18 protein-coding genes are annotated in these 22446 nt (G+C 73.7%); 8 read left to right on the plus strand and 10 right to left on the minus strand.

The window, feature by feature from the left end:
* Window positions 1–3 precede the first annotated feature (3 nt).
* The 5 genes from IO33_RS0109545 to IO33_RS0109565 form a co-directional block, all read right to left on the minus strand.
* On the minus strand, window positions 4–453 hold the full coding sequence (locus IO33_RS0109545; protein ID WP_031162503.1) for a DUF6098 family protein: 450 nt from the start codon (window positions 451–453) through the stop codon (window positions 4–6).
* Between the two features lie 68 nt (window positions 454–521).
* Window positions 522–2357, minus strand: a complete 1836-nt coding sequence (locus IO33_RS0109550) for a sensor histidine kinase (protein ID WP_031162506.1) — start codon at window positions 2355–2357, stop codon at window positions 522–524.
* Between the two features lie 53 nt (window positions 2358–2410).
* On the minus strand, window positions 2411–3118 hold the full coding sequence (locus IO33_RS0109555; RefSeq protein WP_031162508.1) for a response regulator transcription factor: 708 nt from the start codon (window positions 3116–3118) through the stop codon (window positions 2411–2413).
* Between the two features lie 20 nt (window positions 3119–3138).
* Complete coding sequence (locus tag IO33_RS0109560) at window positions 3139–3879, minus strand: L,D-transpeptidase family protein (protein ID WP_031162510.1); 741 nt, start codon at window positions 3877–3879, stop codon at window positions 3139–3141.
* A 41-nt stretch (window positions 3880–3920) separates the two neighbouring features.
* On the minus strand, window positions 3921–5348 hold the full coding sequence (locus tag IO33_RS0109565; protein WP_031162511.1) for a M1 family metallopeptidase: 1428 nt from the start codon (window positions 5346–5348) through the stop codon (window positions 3921–3923).
* 170 nt (window positions 5349–5518) lie between these two features.
* Here IO33_RS0109565 and IO33_RS0109570 point away from each other — a divergent pair, with 170 nt between their 5' ends.
* On the plus strand, window positions 5519–5866 hold the full coding sequence (locus IO33_RS0109570) for a DUF488 domain-containing protein (RefSeq protein ID WP_031162512.1): 348 nt from the start codon (window positions 5519–5521) through the stop codon (window positions 5864–5866).
* A 3-nt stretch (window positions 5867–5869) separates the two neighbouring features.
* Here the strand turns inward: IO33_RS0109570 and IO33_RS0109575 are convergent, their stop codons facing one another.
* Together IO33_RS0109575 and IO33_RS0109580 are read right to left on the minus strand one after the other, a co-directional pair.
* Window positions 5870–7543, minus strand: a complete 1674-nt coding sequence (locus tag IO33_RS0109575; RefSeq protein ID WP_031162514.1) for an FAD-binding dehydrogenase — start codon at window positions 7541–7543, stop codon at window positions 5870–5872.
* 26 nt (window positions 7544–7569) lie between these two features.
* A complete protein-coding gene (locus tag IO33_RS0109580; protein WP_031162516.1) occupies window positions 7570–8211 on the minus strand; it encodes a TetR/AcrR family transcriptional regulator in 642 nt (213 codons plus the stop codon).
* Between the two features lie 105 nt (window positions 8212–8316).
* On the opposite strand from IO33_RS0109580, the gene IO33_RS0109585 reads away from it, so the two are divergent.
* The 3 genes from IO33_RS0109585 (at window position 8317) to IO33_RS0109595 (ending at window position 11065) form a co-directional block, all read left to right on the plus strand.
* The gene (locus IO33_RS0109585; protein ID WP_031162518.1) at window positions 8317–8946 is read left to right on the plus strand and encodes an alpha-ketoglutarate-dependent dioxygenase AlkB family protein; all 630 of its coding nucleotides are present in this window, start codon (window positions 8317–8319) and stop codon (window positions 8944–8946) included.
* Between the two features lie 85 nt (window positions 8947–9031).
* A complete protein-coding gene (locus IO33_RS0109590) occupies window positions 9032–9778 on the plus strand; it encodes an MBL fold metallo-hydrolase (RefSeq protein WP_031162520.1) in 747 nt (248 codons plus the stop codon).
* Between the two features lie 66 nt (window positions 9779–9844).
* Complete coding sequence (locus tag IO33_RS0109595) at window positions 9845–11065, plus strand: DUF4032 domain-containing protein (RefSeq protein WP_031162523.1); 1221 nt, start codon at window positions 9845–9847, stop codon at window positions 11063–11065.
* 1 nt (window position 11066) lies between these two features.
* Here the strand turns inward: IO33_RS0109595 and IO33_RS0109600 are convergent, their stop codons facing one another.
* Complete coding sequence (locus IO33_RS0109600; RefSeq protein WP_031162525.1) at window positions 11067–11933, minus strand: universal stress protein; 867 nt, start codon at window positions 11931–11933, stop codon at window positions 11067–11069.
* A gap of 302 nt (window positions 11934–12235) precedes the next feature.
* Between IO33_RS0109600 and IO33_RS0109605 the strand changes: the two genes are divergently transcribed.
* The 4 genes from IO33_RS0109605 to IO33_RS0109620 are packed head-to-tail and all read left to right on the plus strand — an operon-like array spanning window position 12236 to window position 18740.
* Complete coding sequence (locus IO33_RS0109605; RefSeq protein WP_031162527.1) at window positions 12236–13912, plus strand: NAD(P)/FAD-dependent oxidoreductase; 1677 nt, start codon at window positions 12236–12238, stop codon at window positions 13910–13912.
* Between the two features lie 13 nt (window positions 13913–13925).
* Window positions 13926–15386, plus strand: a complete 1461-nt coding sequence (locus tag IO33_RS0109610) for an ATP-binding protein (protein ID WP_031162529.1) — start codon at window positions 13926–13928, stop codon at window positions 15384–15386.
* Complete coding sequence (locus IO33_RS0109615; protein ID WP_031162532.1) at window positions 15383–15736, plus strand: UBP-type zinc finger domain-containing protein; 354 nt, start codon at window positions 15383–15385, stop codon at window positions 15734–15736. The genes IO33_RS0109610 and IO33_RS0109615 overlap by 4 nt, the downstream gene beginning before the upstream one ends.
* A 46-nt stretch (window positions 15737–15782) precedes the next feature.
* Entirely contained in the window at window positions 15783–18740 is a 2958-nt protein-coding gene (locus IO33_RS0109620) for a helix-turn-helix transcriptional regulator (RefSeq protein WP_031162534.1), read from the plus strand.
* A gap of 16 nt (window positions 18741–18756) precedes the next feature.
* Here the strand turns inward: IO33_RS0109620 and IO33_RS0109625 are convergent, their stop codons facing one another.
* Both IO33_RS0109625 and IO33_RS0109630 read right to left on the minus strand, forming a co-directional pair.
* Window positions 18757–19974 (minus strand): SGNH/GDSL hydrolase family protein, encoded by a 1218-nt coding sequence (locus tag IO33_RS0109625; protein ID WP_031162536.1) that lies wholly within the window; start codon window positions 19972–19974, stop codon window positions 18757–18759.
* Between the two features lie 537 nt (window positions 19975–20511).
* The gene (locus IO33_RS0109630) at window positions 20512–22296 is read right to left on the minus strand and encodes a M4 family metallopeptidase (protein ID WP_031162538.1); all 1785 of its coding nucleotides are present in this window, start codon (window positions 22294–22296) and stop codon (window positions 20512–20514) included.
* Window positions 22297–22446 lie beyond the last annotated feature (150 nt).

A 22446-nucleotide genomic window follows, 5' to 3' on the forward strand; every position in this document is an offset into this window, starting at 1 on the left:
GCCTCAGCGGCCGTCGCGGCGCAGGGTCCCCCACTCCCGCTCCTGCCGGCTCACCTCGGCCTTCGCCGCGTCGATGACCTGGTCGGCGATCCAGCACAGCGGCTCGGCATCGGCCACGAGGGGCTCGTTGTCCGGGCCCCGGCCCGTCTCCCGGCCCCGCAGGACCCAGGGCCGGACGCCGGGGCCCTTGTCGTGCGGCAGGTGCGCGTAGTCGTACAGCCGGCGCGCCACCCACAGCTCCAGTGAGCGGTCCTCCCACCAGTCCTCCACGCCGAGCGGATTGGCGGACAGCCCGGGCATGGGAACGCCGGTGAGGTCGTCGGTGCTGGAGACGTCGGCGAGGTCGGTACCGGGCCCTCGGGACCAGCGCACGTACAGCCCTCGGTGCTCGTCCACCAGGCGGGCCACCTCGGCGAGCGTGCACACCACCGGCAGATCCTGGGTTGCGCTCATGGGCCCACCTCCTCGACAGCACTGCGCGACCGGAGTACCCCCTGGGGCGCGCGGGGAATCCGAAGCGATCACGTGTCGTCGGCGGGCGGGCCGGCCACGGGCAGCCGCAGCGCGAAGACGGCGCCCTCGCCGGGCTCGCTCGCCGCCTCGGCCGTACCGCCGTGCGCGGCGACCAGGTGCCGGACGATCGGCAGGCCGAGGCCGCTGCCTCCGGTGCGGCGGCTGCGGGACTTCTCCGGGCGCCAGAACCGGTCGAAGACGTGTGGCAGGTCCTCGGGCGCGATGCCCGTGCCGGTGTCGGTGACGGTGAGGACGGCATCGGGGCCGTCCCGGCGGGCGGCGAGGGTGACCGTGCCGTCGGCCGGGGTGTGCCGCAGCGCGTTGGAGACCAGGTTGCCGAGCGCCTGCCGCATCCGTACCGGGTCCGCGTCCAGCCAGGCGGAGTCGTCGGCCTCGGTGCGCAGGGCGACCCCGGCGGCGTCGGCTGCGACCCGGTGGGCGGCGGCGACCTGGTCGAGCAGGTCCCCGGCGCGCAGCGGCTCGCGGTGCACCCGCAGTGTGCCGGCGTCGGCGGCGGCGAGGTCCTGCAGGTCGTCGATGATCCGCTGCAGCACGAGCGCCTCCTCGTGCAGCGAGTCCAGCAGGGGCGGGTCCGGCTCGACGACCCCGTCGCGGACGACCTCCAGCCAGCCGCGGATGTTGGTCAGCGGGCTGCGCAGCTCGTGCGCGATGTCGCTGACCATCGCCTTGCGCTGGGCCTCCAGGCGTTGGCGGCGCTCGGCCAGGTCGTTGAACGCCTCGGCGAGGATGCCCGTCTCGTCGCGGGTGGTCACCGGCACCCGTGCGTGCAGCTCGGGCGGCTGCTGCGCGGCCTCGGTCAGCGCCCGCAGCGGCCGTACCAGGCGGATCGCGACGACGGCGGTCACGGCGACGGTGACGGCGAGGACCAGTCCGGCCGCGCCGATCACCTTGGCCTTGTTGGCCGGCGACATGTCGAACCGCGAGGGGTTCTGGTCGCCGATGCCGAGGAACAGCTCGGCCACCGGGGCCACGTAGGGCTCCAGTTGGGTGCGCCGGGCGGTCAGGATGCAGCGCCGGGCGGCCCGCGCCGTGGCCTTGTCGCCCGCCCGGGCGTACTTGGCGATGAGGTAGCCGCCGGCGAAGGGGTCCTTCCCGCTGGGGTCGAAGGTGAGGAACAGCGGCCCGCTGAGGTCCAGCCCGGCCCGGTCCAGGCAGGGCCGCGCGAGGTCCGACAGGTCGTCCAGGGCCTTCTGCTCGGTCGGCGTGGGGGTGTTCAGCCGGCCGTCCTCGCACACCGTCGCGCCGTAGCCGGCGGTCTCGGTCCCGTCCGGGGCGTCGACCACCGGCCGCCCGCTCGCGGTCCTCACGAGAGTGGACTGCAGGCCGTAGCGCTCGTAGCACTGCTTGCGCCGGGCGGCCAGCGTGTCCAGGCGTGCGCGTTCCTTCGCCGGCAGCCGGTAGGGGCCGACCACGCGCGGGTCGATGCCGCTGAGCTGGGCGCCGGTCTCGCTGTAGGTGTCGGTGCGCAGCGGGTCGACGCTGGCGGCGGGCCGGGGCGGCAGCGGGGTGCCGTGGGGTGCGGAGTCGGCGACGAGGGTGCGGTCGGTGGTGGTGAGGGCGATCCGCCGTCCGGTCTCGGCGGCCAGCTCCCGCACGGTGCGCCGGACGTCCGTCCAGTCGGAGTGGGTGGCGGCGTACCCACTGAGCCGGGCCAGGATGCTGTTGTCGGCCGCGAGGTCCTGGCCCTGCTCCTCCTTCAGGGCGCTGGTGGTGGTGGTCACCGCGAGCCAGGCGGTGGCGGCCACCGAGCAGACGGCGATCAGCGCGGAGACGGACAGCAGCCGGACGAGCAGCCGTTTGCGCAGCGGGATCCGGCGCCTCAGGGCCACCGGTCTTCCGTCCCCGGGCTCCCGGCCGGCCGCGGGCTCGGGGCGCTTCACGCCCGGGCACCGCTCAGCTTGTAGCCGACGCCGAACACGGTCAGCAGCCGCGTCGGCCGCCGCGGGTCGGCCTCGATCTTGCGGCGCAGGTTCATGATGTGCACGTCGACGGCCCGCTCGGTGGAGGCCCGGTCGAAACCGCGGGTGCACTGCAGCAACTGCCGCCGGGTGAACACCCGTTCCGGCTCCCCCGCCATGGCCAGCAGGATCTGGAACTCGGCGGGCGTGCACTCCACCGGTACGCCGTCGCAGCGCACCTCGTGCCGTACGGGGTCGACGCTGATCCCGGCGGCCCGTACGGACGGATCGTCGTCCCGGGCGCCGACGCCCCGTCCGCTGCGTCTGAGGACCGTGCGGATGCGGGCCATCAGCTCGCGCGGGCTGTACGGCTTGGTCATGTAGTCGTCGGCGCCGAGTTCGAGGCCGAGCAGGACGTCGTCCTCGGCGGAGCGGGCGGTGAGCATGACCACGGGGACCTCCGGGTCCCTCACGCCGCGGCGCAGCGCCCGGCACACGCCGAAGCCGTCGATGACCGGGAGCATCAGGTCCAGGACGACGAGGTCCGGTCCGAGCCGGCGAGCGGCGTCGAGCGCCGCCGCGCCGTCGTGCACCACCGTGGCGGTGTGTCCCTCGGCCAGCAGGGAGCGGCGGATCAGTTCGGCCTGCTTCTCGTCGTCCTCGGCGACCAGCACATGTGCGCACACGAGTTCGGATCCTAGGCGGTTCAGCCGGCCAGCCAGTCGGCGTACCCCATGACGACGACCGGGTGCCGGGCCGGGTCGAGGGTGCGCAGCAGGTCCTTCATATGGGCCTTGGCCACGCTGACGCAGCCGTGCGTGGGCCCGCCGTGGTCGACGTGCAGCCACACTCCCCCGCCCCGGCTCGGGCCGAGGGGCCGGGTCCAGTCCAGGGGTGAGGTGCCGGGCTCGCGGTTGTAGTCGACGGCGATGACGTAGTCGAAGGCCCCGTCGAGGGGTTCGCCCTCGAAGCCGGTGCCGGGCGAGTGGAAACCGCGGGACCGGTGGTAGGGGAGCTTGCTGCCGGGGTCCGGGAGCAGGCCCCCGGCGTCGGAGAGGGTGTAGACGCCGAGCGGGGAGCGCAGGTCGCCGCCCATGTGGTGGGGGCTCCAGCCGCGCAGCGCGTTGTGGGCGGGCCAGGCGGGGCCCGCCTGCCAGCCGGTGGCGGTGCGTCGGTACAGGACGACCGAGGAGAGCGGGGAGTCCTTCCCGCGCCCGGTGACGACGACGGCCTGTCCGCATCGCCCGGGTATCGCCGCCGACCGGCTGGGGCCGAGACCGGGTATGCCCCGGGGTGCCTGCTCCGCCTGCACCTCGGGGCTGGGGGCGGCGGTCCGGGACGCACGGGTGGGAGGTGTCCGGCGCTCGGTCGCCTCGGCTCCGCCGCCGCAGCCGGTGAGCAGCAGCGGGGAGGCGAGGAGCGCGACGGCGGTTCTGCGACGGATCATGGTGTCGACCCTGGCCGACAGTTGTTTGGAACCGGTCAGGTTCAGGCGCGGTTCGGCTTGCCCTCGGTGTACAGCCAGGTGTGGAAGAGACCGTCGAGTCGCTTGCCCGACGTCCGCTCGGCCAGCCGAACGAACTGTGCCGTCGTTCCGTGGCCGCCGCGGTGTCCGGCCGCCCAGGCGCGCAGGATGCGCAAGAAGTCCCGGTCGCCGACGGTCTTGCGCAGTTCGTGGAGGGTCATGGCGCCGCGGGCGTAGACGGGCGTGTCGAAGATGTTCTCGCCGCTGCCCGGATCGCCGGGCGGGAAGGCCCACAGGTGGTCGTTCGCGGGGCGGGCGTAGAGGGCGTCGAACGCCTCCTGGGCGCTGTCGCCGCCGTGCTGCTCGTCGTACAGCCACTCGGCGTAGGTGGCGAACCCCTCGTTGAGCCAGATGTCCTTCCAGGCGGTCAGCGAGACGGAGTCGCCGAACCACTGGTGGGCGTTCTCGTGGACGAGGGTGCTGATGTCGGGCGCGGAGTCGTAGAGCGGCCGGGTCTGGGTCTCCAGGGCGTAGCCGATGCCCGGGGCGTGGTCGACGATCGATCCGGCGGAGCGGAACGGGTACGGCCCGAACAGCTTGCTCTCCCATTCCAGGACGGACGGCAGCTTCTTCAGCACCGGCGCCGCCCTGGCCGCCTCGCGTGGGTCGACGGCGTTGTACACGTGGATGCCGTCGTGCGTGGTGTACTGCTCGACCTTGAACGTTCCGACGGTGGCGGTGGCCAGGTAGGCGGCCATGGGCTGGGTCTCGCGCCAGTGGAAGGCCGTCTGTCCGTGCGCGCTGCGCTGCCCGACCAGGGCGCCGTTGGCGACGGCCGTGCGGCCCTGCGGGACGGTGATCGTGATGTCGTACGACGACTTGTCCCGGGGGTGTGCGTTCGCCGGGAACCAGGTCATCGCGCCCTGCGGCTCGCCCGCGACGAAGGCGCCGTCGTCGGTGGCGATCCAGCCGTCGGCGGAGCCGTCGGGGTCGGTGACCGGCTTCGGCGTGCCGTGGTAGGTGACCGTGACGCGGAAGCCCCGGCCCGCGCGCAGGCTGTGGCGCGGGGTGACGACGAGTTCCTGGCCCTCGCGCCGGAAGGCCGCCGGCGTGCGGTCCACGGTGACGCCGGTGACCTTCAGGCCGGTGAGGTCGAGGTCGAAGCGGCTGAGATCGCGGGTGGCGCGGGCGGTGAGGACGGCCTTGCCGTCGAGGTGGCGGGATGCGGTGTCGTAACGGAGCGTCAGACCGTAGTGCCGGACGTGGTAGCCGCCGTTGCCGCTGAGCGGGAAGTAGGGGTCGCCCGCGCCGGGCGCGCCGGCGCTGCCCGCCGCGGGCCCGGTGGCGCCGATGAGTGCCGCCACGGCTACGGGGACGGTGGCGAGGACCGTCCTGCGGCGCGGGACGGCGGTACGGCGCCGGGCGGGCTGTCTGGGGGGCTGGGGCGTCACGGGCGCTCCTCGGGAGGTGGCTGGTGATCGGCTGGCGGACAGACTAGGCGCGCCGGTGCCGGGGACTCGCTCTCCTTCCGGTCAAGTCTCGTCGCGTCGCCGCCCGGCGGACCGGTGGCCGCCGGGTTACGCTCGCGTCACCGTCCGCCGTCCCGAGGGGAGTGAGACCCGTGAGCGTCCGCGTGCGCCGGATCTACGAACCGCCCGAGCCCGACGACGGCCTGCGTGTGCTGGTCGACCGGTTGTGGCCGCGCGGCCTCGCCAAGGACGAGGCACACGTCGACGAGTGGCCCAAGGTGCTCACCCCCTCCACCGAGCTGCGCAAGTGGTACCACGGCGGCGGCTCGTACGAGGAGTTCCGCCGCCGCTACGAGGCGGAACTCGACGCCCCCGAGGCCGCCGAACTGGTCGACGCCCTGCGTACGGCGGCCCGCGGGAAGCGCGTGACCCTGCTGACCGCGTCCAAGGCGCCGGAGCAGAGCCACGCGCAGGTGCTGCTGGAGCTGCTGAAGGGCTGAGCCTCAGCCCGTGTGCCGGGCGGCGTGCCGGCCCGCGGCCCGCCCCGAGAACAGGCAGCCGCCGAGGAACGTGCCCTCCAGCGCGTTGTAGCCGTGCACCCCGCCGCCGCCGAAGCCGGCCACCTCGCCGGCCGCGTACAGGCCCTCGACCGGGCTTCCGTCGGCGCCGAGGGCGCGGGAGTCGAGGTCGGTCTGGATGCCGCCGAGGGTCTTGCGGGTCAGGATGTGCATCCGGACACCGATGAGGGGGCCCGCGGCCGGGTCGAGGATGCGGTGCGGCGCGGCCACCCGGCCGAGCCGGTCGCCGATGTAGCGGCGGGCGTTGTGGATGCCCTGGACCTGGGAGTCCTTGCTGTAGGGGTGGGCGATCTGCAGGTCGCGGGCCTCGATCTGGCGGCGTACCCCGGCCGCGTCCAGGAGCGGCTTGCCGGTGAGGGCGTTCATCTTGCCGACCAGCTGTTCCAGGTTGCCGGCGGTCACGAAGTCCGCGCCCTTGTCGAGGAAGGCCTGTACCGGTGCGGGCGCGCCCTTGCCGAGCAGCCGGTCGCGCAGCACGGCCCCCCGGTCCTTGGCGGTGATGTCGGGGTTCTGCTCGGAGCCGGAGAGCGCGAACTCCTTCTCGATGATCTTCCGGGTGAGGATGAACCAGGAGTGGTCGTACCCGGCGATGTCCTCGGTGGTGCGCAGGTGCCGGAGCGTGTTGAGGGTGTCGTAGCCGGGCAGGCAGGGGTCGGGCAGCCGGCGGCCGAGGGCGTCCAGCCAGATGGAGGACGGGCCGGGGAGGATGCGGATGCCGTGGCCGGGCCAGATCGGGTCCCAGTTCTGCAGGCCCTCGGTGTAGTGCCACATGCGGTCCCGGTTGACCAGCCGGACGCCGGCTTCGGCGCTGATGTCGAGCATGCGGCCGTCGACGTAGGCGGGGACGCCGGTGACCATCTCGGCCGGCGGGGTGCCGAGCCGGGCGGGCCAGTAGCGGCGGACGATGTCGTGGTTGGCGCCGATGCCGCCGGTGGTGACGACGACGGCCTGGGCGGTGAGCTCGAAGTCACCCACGCGGTCGCGGTTGGAGGCGACTCCGCGGGCCGAGCGGTCCTCGGCCAGGACGGTGCCGCGCACTCCGCGTGCCGTGCCGTCCTCGATGACCAGCTCGTCGACCTGGTGGCGGTGGTGGAAGGTGAGCAGTCCGTCCCGCGCGGCCTGGCGGGCGTACCGGACGAACGGTTCGACCACGCCGGTGCCGGTGCCCCAGGCGATGTGGAAGCGGGGTACGGAGTTGCCGTGCCCGCCGGCCCTGAGGTCGCCGCGCTCGGCCCAGCCGACGGTCGGCAGCAGCTCGATGCCGTGACCCCGCAGCCAGGAGCGCTTCTCGCCGGCCGCGAACTCGACGTAGGCGCGGGCCCAGCGCACCGCCCAGGAGTCCTCGTCGTCGAGCCGGTCGAACCCCGCGCTGCCCTGCCAGTCGTTCCAGGCGAGGTCGAAGGAGTCCTTGATGCCGAGGCGGCGCTGCTCCGGGGAGCCGACGAGGAAGAGCCCGCCGAAGGACCAGAAGGCCTGTCCGCCGAGGTTGGCGGCGTTCTCCTGGTCGACCAGGGCGACCCGGCGGCCCAGGCTCGTGATCTCGTGCGCCGCGACCAGGCCGGCGAGGCCCGCTCCGACGACGATGACGTCCGCGTCCATCGTGACTGTGTCCTTCCTGAGGGTCCTCATGCGGGGTCGTGCGCGGGTCGGTCGGGGGTACGGCCGCCGTCCGTGAGGAGGGCGGTGAGCAGCTGTTTGAGCCAGGCCCGGGCGGCCTCGACGTCCTTGTCCAGCAGCAGCTGGACGGTGACGCCGTCGTACGCGGCGACCACCGCGTGCGCGGCGCCGTCCACGTCGCCCAGCACGGCGGGCAGTCCGGTGTGGCCGCGGGCGCGGAAGAGCCGGTCGGCGATCGCCTCGCGGAGCCGGGCGCGGTGGTCGAGCAGGGCCCGGGCGACCTCGGGGTCGCGGGCGGCGTGCACCAGGAAGTCGGTCTTGACCAGCAGCCAGTCCACGTCGAGCAGCAGCACCTCGGTGACCCGGTCCACGGCGGCCGGCACGTCGAGTCCGGTCCCGTCCTGGGCGAGCGCCTCGGCCACCTGGGCGGCGATGAGCTCGGCGCGCTCCTGGTAGAGCGCGAAGAACAGGGCGTCCAGCGTGGCGAAGTTCGAGTAGAAGGCGCCGCGGCTGAAGCCGGCGGCTTCGCAGAGCTCCTCGATGGACACGTGCCCGAAGCCCTTGGCCGCGAAGACCTGGAACGCGGCGTCGAGCAGCCTGGCCCGGGTGGCGACCCGGCGCCGGGTGACGCGTCTGGGGCTGTCCTGCACCGCGGCACCTCCTTCGGATACGAAACCGTATCCGATACATCAATGTATCGAAACCCTTGCGGGCCAAAAGGAACACATTTTCGATTACCGGAGTACGCTGGCCCCATGTCCACGCATCTCCAGGGCTCCTTGTTCGACCAGACCGACGAGCTGCGGCTCGGACCCCTCGGCGGGCTGCACCGGACGGAGCTGGGCGCCGGCGCCTGGATCGACGTACTGCCGGGCTGGCTGAGCGGGGCCGCCGCCCTGTTCGAGAGGCTGGCGGCGGATGTCCCGTGGCGCGCCGAACGCTGGAAGATGTACGACAACATGGTCGCCGTACCGCGCCTGCTGGCCCACTACCAGGCGCAGGACCCGCTCCCCCACCCGGTGCTCGACGAGGCGCGCGAGGCGCTGTCCCGGCACTACGCCGGGGAGCTCGGCGAGCCCTTCACCACCGCCGGGCTGTGCTACTACCGCGACGGCCGGGACAGCGTGGCCTGGCACGGTGACCGCGGCGGGCGGGCCGCCCGCGAGGACACGATGGTCGCGATCCTCTCCGTCGGCGCACCCCGTGACCTGCTGCTGCGCCCGGTCGCCGGAGGAGGCGCCACGGTTCGGCGCCCGCTCGGGCACGGCGACCTGATCGTGATGGGCGGGTCGTGCCAGCGCACCTGGGAGCACTGCGTACCGAAGACCGCCCGGGCCACGGGGCCGCGCATCAGCATCCAGTTCCGGCCGCACGGCGTGCGCTGACGCGTCCGGCCGCCCCCTTGCGCGGGGCGGTACCCGATCTGGTTGGCTGTGCGCGACGAGCAGCAGCGCAGGCCTTGGGGAGATCATGCGGGCACAGGTACACCAGGTCGCCGACGGCACCTATCTGGTGCACGGCAACAACGTCAACTGGGTCATCCTCAAGGACGGGGACGCCGTCACGCTGGTGGACACCGGGTACCCCGGGGACCGGCAGGGGCTGCTGGAGTCGCTCGCCCAGGTGGGCAGTTCACCGGAGGCCGTCGCCGCCGTACTGATCACCCACGCGCACAACGACCACCTGGGCTCGGCCGAGTACCTGCGCGCCACCCACGGCACCCCGGTCTATCTGCACCCCGCCGAAGTCCCGCACGCCCGCCGGGACTTCCTGCAGCAGGCCACCATCGCCGACGTGGTGCGCAACGCCTGGCGGCCGGGTGTCCTGCCCTGGGCGGTGCACGTGATCCGCGCGGGCGGAACCGACCACAACCCCGTCACCGCGCCGGAGCCGTTCCCGCACGAGGGCCCGCTGGACCTGCCCGGCCGCCCCGTGCCGGTGCACACGCCCGGCCACACCGACGGCCACTGCGTCTACCACCTGCCCGGGGCGGGGATCGTCATCTCCGGGGACGCGCTGGTCAGCGGGCACGCGACCTCGCGGGTCAAGGGCCCGCAGATCCTGCCCGACTTCTTCCACCACGAGCGCCCCGGGGTGGTCGCCTCCCTGGAGCTGATCGGCGCGCTCGACGGCGACACCCTGCTTCCGGGACACGGGCCGGTGCACCGGGGCTCGGTGCGCGCGGCGGCCGAGCTGGCACGGGACCGGGCCTCGTAGAGCGCCCGGCCCCGACCGCACACCGGGCCTCCTGGAACCGCCGCGCGGGGCCTTAGGGTTCGTGCCATGGCCCTGCAGATCAACGCCACGAACCCGGAGCACCCCGCGCTGCTGCTCGCCCTGCCGTGGGACGTGCCCCTGGAGGAGTGGCCCGAGGAGTACCTCGTGCCGCTGCCGCGGGGCATCTCCCGGCACGTGGTGCGCTACGCGCACGCCGGGGACGAGGTGATCGCCGTCAAGGAGCTGGCCGAGCGGCCCGCGCTGCGCGAGTACGGGCTGCTGCGCGACCTCGACCGGCTCGGCATCCCCGCCGTCGACCCCCTCGCGGTGGTCACCGGCCGCACCGATCGCGCCGGTCGCCCGCTGGAGCCGGTCCTGATCACCCGGCATCTGCGCGGCTCGATGCCGTACCGCTCGATGTTCGAGACGACCATGCGCCCGGCGACCATGCACCGCCTGATGGACGCCCTCGCCGCGCTGCTGGTCCGGCTGCACCTGACCGGTTTCGCCTGGGGGGACTGCTCGCTGTCCAACACCCTGTTCCGGCGCGACGCGGGCGCCTACGCCGCCTACCTGGTCGACGCCGAGACCGGCGAGCTGCACCCCCGGCTGAGCCCCGGGCAGCGGGAGTACGACCTGGATCTGGCCCGGGTGAACATCAGCGGCGAGCTGCTCGACCTGGAGGCGTCCGGGGCGCTGCACCCGTCCGTCGACCCGGTGGAGTTCGGGCACGAGATCTGCACCCGGTACCAGGGGCTGTGGCAGGAGCTGACCCGCACCTCGGTGTATCCGGCCGGTGAGTACCACTACATCGAACGCCGGATCCGCCGTCTGAACGACCTCGGCTTCGACGTGGCCGAGATGCAGATCGAGCACTCCGCGGGCGGGGACACGGTCACCTTCGTGCCGAAGGTCGTCGACGCCGGCCACCACCAGCGCCAGCTGCTGCGGCTCACCGGCCTGGACACCGAGGAGAACCAGGCGCGGCGGCTGCTCAGCGACCTGGAGGGCTGGATGGCCACCCAGGACGACCACGCGCCCGGCGACCCCCTGGCCGCACGCCCGGAGGTGCTCGCCCACCGCTGGGTGCGGGACGTGTTCCGGCCCACCGTGCGGGCCGTGCCGCCGGAGCTGCGCGGCTCCATGGACCCGGCCGAGATCTACCACGAACTCGTCGAACACCGCTGGTACCTGTCCGAGCACGCCCAGCACGACATAGGCCTCGACACCGCCGTCGAGGACTACCTGGAGAACGTCCTGCCGAAGGCACGGGCCGCCCTGGAGTAGCTCAGCCGTGCGGGACGACGGCCACCGGGCAGTCGGCGTGGTGCAGCATCCCGTGCGCGACCGAGCCGATCCGGGCGCCCACCGCCGTACGGTGCGACCGGCGTCCGACGACCATCAGCTGGGCCCGGCCGGCCACCGACAGCAGCACCTGGCCGGCGCTGCCCATCTCGACGTGCTCGGCCACGGGGACGTCGGGGAACCGCTCCCGCCAGGGCCGGAGCGCCTCGGCCAGGGCCTGCTTCTCGTAGGGTTCGAGACCGCCCGTGTCGTCGAGGAGCTTGAGCGAGCCGGGACTGTAGGCGAAGACCGGGGGCAGGGTCCAGGCCCGTACGGCGCGTACGGTCGCGCCCCGGGCGGCCGCCGTCTCGAAGGCGAACCGCAGCGTGGCCGCGCTGTCCTCGGGGTCGCCGTGCTGGCCGACCACGACGTCCCGCCCGGCGGCCTCCGCCGCGGGCTGGTCCGCCGCGCGGACGAGGACCACCGGCCGGGTCGCCTCGGCGATCACCTGCTGGCCCACCGAGCCCAGCAGGAACCCGATGACGGGGCCGTGCCCGCGCGAGCCCAGCACCAGCATCTCGGCCTCCTCGGCCACCCGGGCCAGCGCGGGCGCGGGCTCGCCCTCGACGACGTCCACGCTCACCTCCAGCTTCGGATGCCGCTCGGAGACGGCGCGCACGGCGTCCGTCACGCCCTCCGAGGCCCACCCGTGCTGGGTGTCCCGGTCGGCGGTGGCGAGGCTCTCGGCGTAGCGCCAGGCGTGCACGACGCGCAGGGGCAGCCCGCGGCGTACGGCCTCCCGGCCGGCCCAGTCCAGCGCGGCCAGGCTCTCCTCCGTACCGTCCACCCCTGCCGTGATCGGGCGCGTCATGTATGCCTCCTCGTCCTCGCCGCTGTCTCGTGGTGCTGCTGCCCGCTGTGGGGCACCGTCGCACACGGCACGATGATCTCTTCCGCAACCCGTCGGCCGCACCGCGCGGGGGCCGGGGCGGCCGGTGCTCCCGGACGCCTGGGGCGGCGAGTTCCGCGGCCTCGGGGAGCCCCGCCCGGGCTGATCGCGCGACCTGCCGTATCCCGGGGCGGACCGGGGCGATCGAACATACGATGGCGGGGAACCGGTGCGGTGGTCTCCACGACACCGGCCCGTGGAACAACGCTCGGGGTGGGAGACGCATGGCACAGGCCGCCGACGCAGCGCGGACCGTCATCCTGACCGTGGACGACGACCCGGGAGTCTCCCGTGCCGTCGCCCGCGATCTGCGGCGGCGTTACGGCGAGTCGTACCGGATCGTGCGCGCGGAGTCCGGGGAGTCCGCGCTCGGGGCCCTGCGCGAGCTGAAGCTGCGCGGCGACCTGGTCGCCGTGATCCTGGCCGACTACCGCATGCCGCAGATGAACGGCATCGAGTTCCTGGAGCAGGCGCTCGATGTCTATCCGGGCGCGCGCCGGGTGCTGCTGACCGCGTACGCCGACACCAACGCGGCGATCGACGCGATCAACGTCGTCGATCTCGACCACTATCTGCTCAAGCCCTGGGACCCGCCGGAGGAGAAGCTCTACCCGGTCCTGGACGACCTGCTTCAGGCCTGGCGCTCCAGCGCCTACAAGCCGGTGCCCAGCACCAAGGTCGTCGGGCACCGCTGGTCGGCGCGGTCCTCGGACGTGCGCGAGTTCCTGGCCCGCAACCAGGTGCCGTACCGCTGGTACTCGGTGGAGGAGCCCGAGGGCCGGCGGCTGCTGACGGCCGCCGGGCAGGACGGGCAGCGGCTGCCGCTGGTCATCACCCCGGACGGCACCGCGCTGGTCGAGCCAGAGGCGCCCGAGCTGGCGGCGCGGGTCGGCCTGGCGACGACCCCGACGGCCGACTTCTACGACCTCATCGTCATCGGCGGCGGACCGGCCGGGCTCGGCGCGGCCGTCTACGGGGCGTCCGAGGGCCTTCGGACCGTCCTGGTGGAGCGGTCGGCGACCGGCGGCCAGGCCGGGCAGAGCTCCCGGATCGAGAACTACCTGGGCTTCCCCGACGGGGTCTCCGGCGCCCAGCTCACCGACCGGGCGCGGCGCCAGGCGGCCAAGTTCGGCGCCGAGATGCTGACCGCCCGCGAGGTGACGGGACTGGAGGTGAACGGTGCCGCCCGGATCGTCCGGTTCGCGGACGGCTCGGCGATCGCCGCGCACAGTGTGATCCTCGCGACCGGCGTGCAGTACCGGCAGCTGGAGGCCCGCGGCTGCACCGACCTGACCGGGTGCGGGGTGTTCTACGGGTCGGCGCTGACCGAGGCGGCCTCCTGCCAGGGGCAGGACATCTACATCGTCGGCGGCGCCAACTCGGCGGGCCAGGCGGCGATGTACCTGTCCCGGGGCGCGAAGTCGGTGACGCTGCTGGTGCGCGGCCCCGACCTGTCGGCCTCGATGTCGCACTACCTGATCCAGCAGATCAACGAGGCACCGAACATCTCCGTCCGCCCGCACACGGTCGTGGACGCGGCGCACGGCTCGGACCACCTGGAGCAGCTGACGCTGCGTCACACCGTGACCGGAGAGAGCGAACGGGTCGACGCGCAGTGGGTGTTCGTGTTCATCGGCGCCGCACCGCTGACCGACTGGCTGGGTGACGCGGTGCTGCGCGACGAGCGCGGCTTCATCCTGGCCGGTCCCGATCTGACCGCCGACGGGCGGGCGCCGGCGGGCTGGGAGCTGGACCGGCCGCCGTACCACCTGGAGACCAGCGTCCCCGGCGTGTTCGTGGCCGGTGACGCGCGTGCCGAGTCCGCCAAGCGTGTGGCGTCCGCCGTAGGAGAGGGAGCCATGGCCGTGATGCTCGTCCACCGGTATCTGGAGCAGTCATGAGGGGGGAGCGGTCATGAGCGGCCGGATCATGCCGTGCAGCCCCCAGGAGATCAGGTCGCTCTTCCTCTTCGAGAAGCTGGCTCCGGAGCAGCTGGGGCGGCTGTGCAGCGAAGGGCGGGTGGAGCTGTTCGAACCGGGCCCGGTGTACACCGAGGGCGACCCGGCCACCTGTTTCTTCGTGATGATCGAGGGCACGGTGGTGCTCTCCCGCCGGGTCGCCGGCGACGACGTGGAGGTCACCCGCACCTCGCAGCGCGGCGTGTACGCGGGCGCGATGCAGGCCTACATCGGCGACCGGGTGCGGCAGGTCTACAACAACTCGATGCGGGTGACGGAGCCGACGCGGTTCTTCGTGCTGCCGGCGGACATCTTCGCGGACGTCATGACCGAGTGGTTCCCGATGGCCGTGCATCTGCTGGAGGGCCTGTTCTTCGGGTCGAAGAACACCCAGGCGGCGATCGGCCAGCGGGAACGGCTGCTGGCGCTCGGCTCGTTGTCGGCGGGGCTCACGCACGAGCTGAACAACCCGGCGGCGGCAGCGGTCCGGGCCACCGCCACCCTGCGCGAGCGGGTCGCGAAGATGCGCCACAAGCTCGCCGTGATCGCCGAAGCGCCCTTCTCCCGTGAGACGTTGGCGAGCCTGATCGAGATCCAGGAGCGCACCGCGGAGCGGGTGGCGAAGGCGCCGGTGCTCAGCCCGCTGGAGGCCAGCGACCGGGAGGACACGCTCACCGACTGGCTGGAGGACCACGGCATCGACTACGGCTGGCAGGTGGCGCCCACCTTCGTGCAGGCCGGGCTCGACGTCGACTGGCTGGAGCAGGTCGCGGCGGCGGTGGAGGCGGAGATCCTGCCGGGCGCGGTGGGCTGGCTCAACTACACCGTCGAGACCGAGCTGCTGATGAGCGAGATCGAGGACTCCACCACCCGGATCTCGCACCTCGTCGACGCGGCGAAGCAGTACTCGCAGCTGGACCGGGCGCCGTACCGGGTGGTGGACGTGCACGAACTCCTCGACAGCACCCTGCTGATGCTGTCCGGCAAGAGGGGCCCCGGCATCAGGGTCGTCAAGGAGTACGACCGCACGGTCCCGCCGGTGCCCGCCTTCCCGGCGGAGCTGAACCAGGTGTGGACCAACCTCATCGACAACGCCGTCTCGGCCATCAACGGCGCGGGCGGCGAGGGCACGCTGACCGTGCGGACCGGGCTCGACCACGAGCGGCTGCTGGTGGAGTTCCGGGACACCGGGCCCGGCATCCCGCCCGAGATCAAGGACCGGATCTTCGACCCGTTCTTCACCACGAAACCGGTCGGCGAGGGCACCGGGCTCGGCCTGGACATCTCCTGGCGGATCGTCGTCAACAAGCACCACGGGACCCTGCGCGTGGAGTCGGTGCCCGGTGACACCCGCTTCCAGGTGCTGCTCCCCCTGACCGCCGAGACGACGGCGGAGGAAGTGGAGGAAACGGTATGAACGCTGTCGACGGAGTCGACCCGGGCGTCCCGCCCAGCGGCACGGGATGCGTCGAGTGCGAGGAGGCCGGCGGCTGGTGGTTCCATCTGCGCCGGTGCGCGCAGTGCGGGCACATCGGCTGCTGCGACGACTCCCCCGCGAAGCACGCCACCGCGCACTATCACGCGACAGGGCATCCGGTGATCCGGAGTTTCGAGCCGGGTGAGGAGTGGTTCTGGAACTTCGCCACGGACGAGTTGTACGCCGAGGGGCCCGAACTCGCCCCGCCGGCCAGCCATCCCGCCGAGCAGCCGGTGCCGGGCCCCGCGGGACGGGTGCCGGTGAACTGGGCGGAGGCGTTGCGGGGGTAGTGACCACGGGACGGGGTCCGGGGGTTCTCCGTGTCAGGATGGGGGCGTGTCACAGATCGCCTTCAGTGCGCCGCCGTTGATCGGGCGGGACGAGGAAACGGCCCGGCTCATGGGCGTGCTGGAGCGTGCCCGTGGTGGTGTGGCGCGGGCGGTGCTGGTCGCCGGGGACGCGGGCGTGGGCAAGACGCGGCTGCTGGACGAGGTCGCCGGGCGGGCGACGCGGGCGGGGACGACCGTGGTCACCGGGCACTGTGTGGACCTCGGCGACGTCGGCCTGCCGTACCTGCCCTTCACCGAGATCCTCGGCGCGCTCGCCGCCGACGGGCGCTTCACGGCGGTGCTGGCCGCGCATCCGGCGGCGGACCGGCTGCTGGGCGCGGGCCCGGACCTGGCGGGCGGGCCGGACGGACGACTGCGGCTGTTCGAGGACGTCGCCGGGCTGCTGGCCGAACTGGCCGCCGTGGCACCGCTGCTGCTGGTCCTGGAGGACCTGCACTGGGCCGACCAGTCCTCGCGGGACCTGTTGCGCTTCCTGCTCAGCCGGGGCGTGCTGCAGCGCCCGGGCGGCGGCGCCGACCGGCGCCTGGCGATCCTCGCGTCGTACCGCGCGGACGATCTGCACCGCCGCCACCCCTTGCGCCCCCTGCTCGCCGAGCTGGTGCGGCTGCCGGCCGTGGAGCGGCTGGAGCTGCGGCCGCTGCCGGACGGGGAGGTGGCGCGGCTGGTGCGGGCCCTGGAGGACCGCCCGCTGCCCGAGGCCGTCGTACGGGGCATCGTGGCCCGTGCGGAGGGTAACGCGTTCTACGCGCAGGAACTGTTCGCGGCGGCCGGCGTGGACGCCGACGGGATGCCCAGCGGGCTCGCGGACCTGCTGCTCATCCGGGTCGAGCAGCTCGCCGAGACCGCCCAGCAGGTGCTGCGGACCGCCGCCGTGGCCGGTCGCCGCGTGGAACACGAGCTGTTGCGCGAGGCGGCCGGGCTGCCCGAGGACGAGCTGGAGGCGGCGCTGCGCGAGGCCGTCGGACGGCAGTTGCTCGTCCCCGGGGACCGCGACACCTACGCCTTCCGGCACGCCCTCACCCGCGAGGCGGTCTACGCCGACCTGCTGCCCGGTGAGCGGTCCCGGCTGCACGGCGCGTACGCCCGGCTGCTGGCCGCCCGCGGCCACCTCCCGGAGACGGCCGCCGAACGCGCCCACCACAGCCGGGAGAGCCACGACCTGCCCGGGGCGCTGGCCGCCTGTCTGGAGGCGGCCGACCACGCCCGGCGGCTGGGTGCCCCGGCCGAGGAGCTGCGGCACCTGGAGACCGCGCTGGACCTGTGGCCGAACGTGCCGCCCGGGGCACGGCCGAGCGCCGACGGGATCGCCCCCGTCACACTGACGCTGCGCGCCTCCGCCGCGGCCGCGCGGGCCGGGGACTCCCATCGGGCGGTCTCCCTCAGCCGGGCCGCGCTCGCCGACGTCGGCCAGGACGCCGACTCCGCGCTCGCCGCCCGGATCCGCTACACGCTCGCCGGCAACCTGCTCAGCGTGGACCGGCTGCGGGCCGCCTTCCGGTACAGCAGCGAGGCGCTGGCCCTGATCCCCGCCGAACCCCCGTCGCGGACCTGGGTGTGGGCGGTGGCCACCCACGTCATGGCGGCCCGTCACCTCGGCGCCGACGACACCGTCCTGGACGTCGCCCACCGCGCCCTGCGCGTCGCGCAGGAGCTGGGCCTGCCCGACGCCGAGGCCGATCTGCTGATCTCCCTGGCCAATCTGGAAGGCGGCGGCCGGCGCTCCGCCGAGGGTCAGGAGAAGCTGCGGCGCGCCCGGGAGCTGGCGCGGTCGGCCGGGCACGGGCCGGTGGAGATGCGCGCGTTGTTCAACGAGGCCATCAGCCGTCTGGAAGCGGGCGACCTCGACGTCTGTCTGCCCCTGCTCGCCGAGGCGCTGGAGCGGGCCCGCCGAACCGGGCTGCTGTCCTCGCCGTATCCGCTGGAGATGCGGTATCTGCAGCTGCTGGCGCTGTACACGCTCGGCCGGTGGGACGAGTGCCTGCGCGCGGCGTCCGAGGCCGCGGCCGTCCTGCCCGCGACGGGCGGCTTCGCGGCGGGGCCCGCGTTGTACGTGGCGGTGGCGCGGGGCGACTCCGGGGCCGCCGAGCGGGCCGAAGCCCTGCTGCAGGGCCCGTTCAACTGGATGGGCACGCTGGTCGCCGGCATCGTCCGCACCGACGCCGCCGCGCAGCGCGGCGAGCCGGAGGCGGCCGTGGAGCGGATGCGCGACGCACTCACCGCGCTGGCCGACGACTCCGGGCGGCGGCCCGACGTCACCGTCCGGCTCGCCGCGCTCTGTCTCACCGCGGTGGCCGACCGGACCGTGGAGCTGCGGCGTGCCGGGGACGAACCGGCCCTGCGCCGCTGGGTGGACACCGCCGCCGAGCTGGTGGAACAGGCCCGGGCCTCGACCGCGGGGGACGAGCAGGGCCGCCCGCAGGGACCGGAGGGCCAGGCCTGGCTGGCCCGCGCCGAGGCGGAGTGGGCGACGGCCGGGTCCGGCCCGGATCCGGCCGCCTGGGAGAAGGCGGTCGCCGCGTTCTCGTACGGCGATGTGTACGAGCAGGCCCGCTGCCGGCTGCGGTACGCGGAGGCGCTGCTGGCCGTGGAGCGGCGCGCGGAGGCAGCCGAGCAGGCACGTGCGGCGAGGGCCACAGCGGCCGCGCTGGGCGCGGCACCGCTGCTGGAGCGGATCGACGCGCTCACCCGCCGGGGCCGCCTCACCCCCGCCGCGGCCGGCGCCGCGGCGGCGTCGCTGACCGCCCGGGAGCAGGACGTGCTGCGGCTCCTCGCGCGGGGCCGCAGTAACCGGCAGATCGGCGAGGAGCTGTTCATCAGCGGCAAGACGGCGAGCGTGCACGTGTCGAACATCCTGGCCAAGCTGGGCGCCGCGAGCCGTACGGAGGCGGTGGCGCTCGCCTACCGGCGCGGGATGATCACCCCGGAGCCGACCGGGTCGGGGTGACCGGGCCGGAACCCGGTCAGCGGTCGCAGCGGAGGCTCCGCAGGTCGACGGCGTCGGCCAGCGCCCGCATGCCCTTGTCGTCGGGGTGGAGGTGGTCGCCGCTGTCGAGGAACGGCAGCAGCCGCGCGGGGTCGTGGGGGCTGCGCAGGACGCGGTCGAAGTCGGTGACCGCGTCGAAGTCCCCGCCGGTGCGGATGTACCGGTTCACCTCCCGGCGCACGGCGTCGGCGGCGGGGTCCCATTCGGGCCAGCCCTCGAACGGGCCGATCGTGGCGGCGACCACGCACTTGCCCGCCGCGTGCACCCGGTGGGCGATCCGCCGGTACCCGGCGACCAGGTCCTGCGCGGTGACGCCGGTGTGCGCCTTGACGTCGTTCACCCCCTCGAAGAGGAAGACGGTACGGACCCCGGGCAGGGACAGCACGTCGCGGTCCAGCCGGTTCAGGGCGCTCGGCCCGGCGCCGTCCGCGAGCACCTGGTTGCCCGAGACGCCCTCGTCGGCCACGCCCTGGACGGCTGCGTGGGCGGTGTTCAGGCGCCGGGCGAGGTAGTCGGGCCAGCGGCGGTCGCGGTCGCCGGTGGAGGCCCAGCCGTCGGTGATGGAGTCGCCGAGCGCGGCGACGGCTCCGGTGGCCGCGCGGGACGGCCGTACGGACACGGCGTCCAGGTACCACCAGGAGCCGGTGGTCGCGCCCCAGTTGGCGGCGCCCTCCTCGGCGGTGTGGTCGCCCGGGCCGGTGTACGACGTCTGCATCGCCATCCAGTGGCCGGTCGCCGGACCGGCCGCGTCCGGGGTGTGCAGGCTGACGGCCAGGTCGCGGCCGGCCGGCCAGCTGCCGGTGAGCGGGTCGCTCCAGGCGACGGCGCCCGCGGGGACGGTGACCGTGGGGGCGCCGCCGAAGGTGAGCCGCCGGTTGCTGCCGGGGCGCAGGGCCGCGCCCCGGCCGCGCAGGCCGGCGTAGGCGCTGTCCAGGGTCAGCGGCCGGTCGCCGAAGGCGTTGGTGACGCGGACGCGCAGGCCGGTGCCGCCGACGCTGGTGTGCACGATCAGCCGGTAGCCCTGCCCGGCGGTGCCCGCGCCCATGCGGTCGGCGCTCGACGCCCAGGTGACGACCCCGGACGCCCGCTCGGCGGACGGGGGCGGGGCGGCCGCCCGGGCGGGCGGGGCCTGGCAGGCGACGGCCGAGAGCAGCACGGCGGCGACGCGGCAGCCGCGTCCGAGCCGGCCGGTCATCGGACGAGGTCCCGGAGTGTGACGGATCCGCCGGGTCGCCTGCGGACCGTCCGGGACGTGCCTGCGTGTCCCACGGAGGTCATGGTGCCGCCGACGCCGCGATCGCGCACCTCGGTGGGTCTTCCGTCCCGACGAGCGGCGAGAGGGGGCGGTGGGTGCTCTCGCCGAGGTTGTCCGGGGACATCCGCTCCTCCAGCCGGCCGGTCTTGGGTGCCGAGTTCCGCGGCCGCCGTGCGGTGGTTGCCGAACAGCGCCCACACCGGTTTCTGAGCATAGGTGATGCGTCCCTCGGGTCACCGGCGCGGGGACGTCGACATCCGGTCGATGTCGGGTGCGTCGCCGGGGCCGCTGTCGCAGGTGACGGTGTCGTCTCCTTGCCGCCGGAGCAGCTGGAGCAGTCGGCGACGGACGCGTTGCCGCTCAGCGTGCCCGGCGGCGGAGCCGAACGCGCGCGTGCACCTCTCGCGGCCCGGACATGCGGGCCCGGACATGCGGATGCCCCGCGCGGGGCGGGGCATCCGGTGGTGCGGCCGTCCGTCAGTGGGCGGCCGGCGTGTTGGCGGCGGTGACGTTGACCGCGGCCCACGCCTTGTCCACCGTCTTGTACTCGGTGCTGCTCGCACCGTACAGGTCCTTGGCCGCCTTCAGCGTCGCGATGCGCGCGTCGTGGAAGTCGGTCGTGGAGACCATGTAGCGGGTGAGCGCCCGGTAGAAGATGGCGGTGGCCTTGGTGCGGCCGATGCCCTTGACCGTGGAGTGGTCGTAGGTGGGCGAGTCGTAGTTGACGCCGTTGATCGTCTTCTTGCCGCTGCCCTCCGCGAGGAGGTAGTACGCGTGCGAGGAGACACCGGAGCCGGCGTGCACCTCGGCGCCGTACACGGACGGCGACCAGTAGTCGATCGTGCCCTCGAGCTTGTCCAGCGACGGGTGGTCGAGGCGGCGCAGGAACTTCTGGGCGAGGCCCAGCTTCTCGCCGATCAGGTAGTCCGGCGTGTCCTTGGCGTTCTTGGCGTAGAACTCGACGTTGGAGCCGAAGATGTCCGCGAGGGACTCGTTCAGCGCGCCGGGCTCACCGAACTGGTTGCCGTCCCGGTCGACGTGGGTCGGCTCCAGTTTGGCGGTGGCGTCCACCACGCCGTGGGTCAGCTCGTGACCGGTGACGTCCAGGACGACGAGCGGCTTCTTGAACATCTGGCCGTCGCCGTCGCCGTAGAGCATGCAGTTGCAGGTCGGGTCCCAGAAGGCGTTGGCGACCTTCTTGCCCCAGTGGACCATGCCCTGGGCGGCCTTGCTGTTGTTGGCTATGCCCTTGCGCCCGAAGGTGCTCTTGTAGAAGTCCAGCGTCTTGGTGATGCCGTACTGGGCGTCCGCGGCGGCGCTGGCACGGTTGGCGGTCGTGCCGTTGCCCCACACGTTGGTCGTGCTGGTGAACTTCGTGCCCGAGCTGAACTTCTCGGTGTACGAGCCCTTGGCGTCGCGCGTCTCGGTGCCGTACCGGCTCGGGTCCTTGAGCTGGTAGTGGCCGCGCGAGGTCGCCGTGGTGGTCAGGCCGACGCTGCCCACGAAGAGGGTCTTGCCGGTGCCCTGGGCGCTCGACGGGTAGCGCGTGGCACCGGAGGCGCCGGAGCCGAGCAGGCCGGCCGCGCCGGAGGCGGAGCCGATGCCCGTGGCCGGGTCGATCGTCTCGCCGTGCTGGCGCAGGCTGTCGAGCAGCTTCGGCGACAGGAACTCGTCGCTGTCGGGCGTGTTGCTGCGCACCTTGCCGGTGACGGCGTCGACGACGACGGTGTTGGAGCCGCCCTCGTCGGTCACGGTCACCTGGTAGGCGAGCGCGGAGGCGCCGTCGCGCGCGTCGACGACGAGCTGGGCGGTGCCCGCGTCGCCCTTGGCGGCCTGGGCGGCCTTGGCGGCGGCCTGGTCCGCGGTCAGCTTGGCCTGCGTGGTGGCCGGCTTGACGGCGTGTCCGGCCGCGCGGGTCACACCGGCGAAGGCCAGCTTGTGGTCGAGGTGGACGATGAGGTCACCGCCGAGCACGGGCATGCCGTCGTGCGTGCGGACGAACCGGACGTGCCGGGCGCCCTCGGGGTCGAGCATGACGTCCTGGGCGTGCAGTTCATCGCCCTGGGAGACGCCGGTCGCCGAGGCGTGGGCGAAGGCCGCGGTGCGCGCCGCCTCCACCACCGCGGTGGCGTTCGTGGTGGCGGCGGCCGTGGACCGCTCCGCACCCGTGGAGGGACCCGCGAAGGCCGTACCGGCCAGGCCCGTGGCGGCGGTGGTCACCGCGATGGCGACGGCGACGCCGCGTATGTGCGGTCTACGCACTGATCAGGGTTCCTTCGTTCGAAGGCAGCCGGGATCACCAACCGCCTTGCGGCGTGACGCGATTGGGCGTCACGGGGGCTGGTCGGGCCCCGTACCGCCACCCTTGCGGATCAGTCATGTGCACGTAAAGGTGGAATGATCGATTTCACG

It is taken from the genome of Streptomyces durhamensis, assembly GCF_000725475.1.
Lineage (GTDB): Bacteria > Actinomycetota > Actinomycetes > Streptomycetales > Streptomycetaceae > Streptomyces > Streptomyces filipinensis.

Excerpts from the sequence above, each read along its gene's own strand:
- IO33_RS0109545 (WP_031162503.1), bottom strand. The coding sequence starts at position 453 with ATGAGCGCAACCCAGGATCTGCCGGTGGTGTGCACGCTCGCCGAGGTG.
- IO33_RS0109560 (WP_031162510.1), bottom strand. The coding sequence starts at position 3,879 with ATGATCCGTCGCAGAACCGCCGTCGCGCTCCTCGCCTCCCCGCTGCTG.
- IO33_RS0109575 (WP_031162514.1), bottom strand. The coding sequence starts at position 7,543 with ATGGACGCGGACGTCATCGTCGTCGGAGCGGGCCTCGCCGGCCTGGTC.
- IO33_RS0109585 (WP_031162518.1), top strand. The coding sequence starts at position 8,317 with ATGTCCACGCATCTCCAGGGCTCCTTGTTCGACCAGACCGACGAGCTG.
- IO33_RS0109590 (WP_031162520.1), top strand. The coding sequence starts at position 9,032 with ATGCGGGCACAGGTACACCAGGTCGCCGACGGCACCTATCTGGTGCAC.
- IO33_RS0109595 (WP_031162523.1), top strand. The coding sequence starts at position 9,845 with ATGGCCCTGCAGATCAACGCCACGAACCCGGAGCACCCCGCGCTGCTG.
- IO33_RS0109600 (WP_031162525.1), bottom strand. The coding sequence starts at position 11,933 with ATGACGCGCCCGATCACGGCAGGGGTGGACGGTACGGAGGAGAGCCTG.
- IO33_RS0109605 (WP_031162527.1), top strand. The coding sequence starts at position 12,236 with ATGGCACAGGCCGCCGACGCAGCGCGGACCGTCATCCTGACCGTGGAC.
- IO33_RS0109610 (WP_031162529.1), top strand. The coding sequence starts at position 13,926 with ATGAGCGGCCGGATCATGCCGTGCAGCCCCCAGGAGATCAGGTCGCTC.
- IO33_RS0109615 (WP_031162532.1), top strand. The coding sequence starts at position 15,383 with ATGAACGCTGTCGACGGAGTCGACCCGGGCGTCCCGCCCAGCGGCACG.
- IO33_RS0109625 (WP_031162536.1), bottom strand. The coding sequence starts at position 19,974 with ATGACCGGCCGGCTCGGACGCGGCTGCCGCGTCGCCGCCGTGCTGCTC.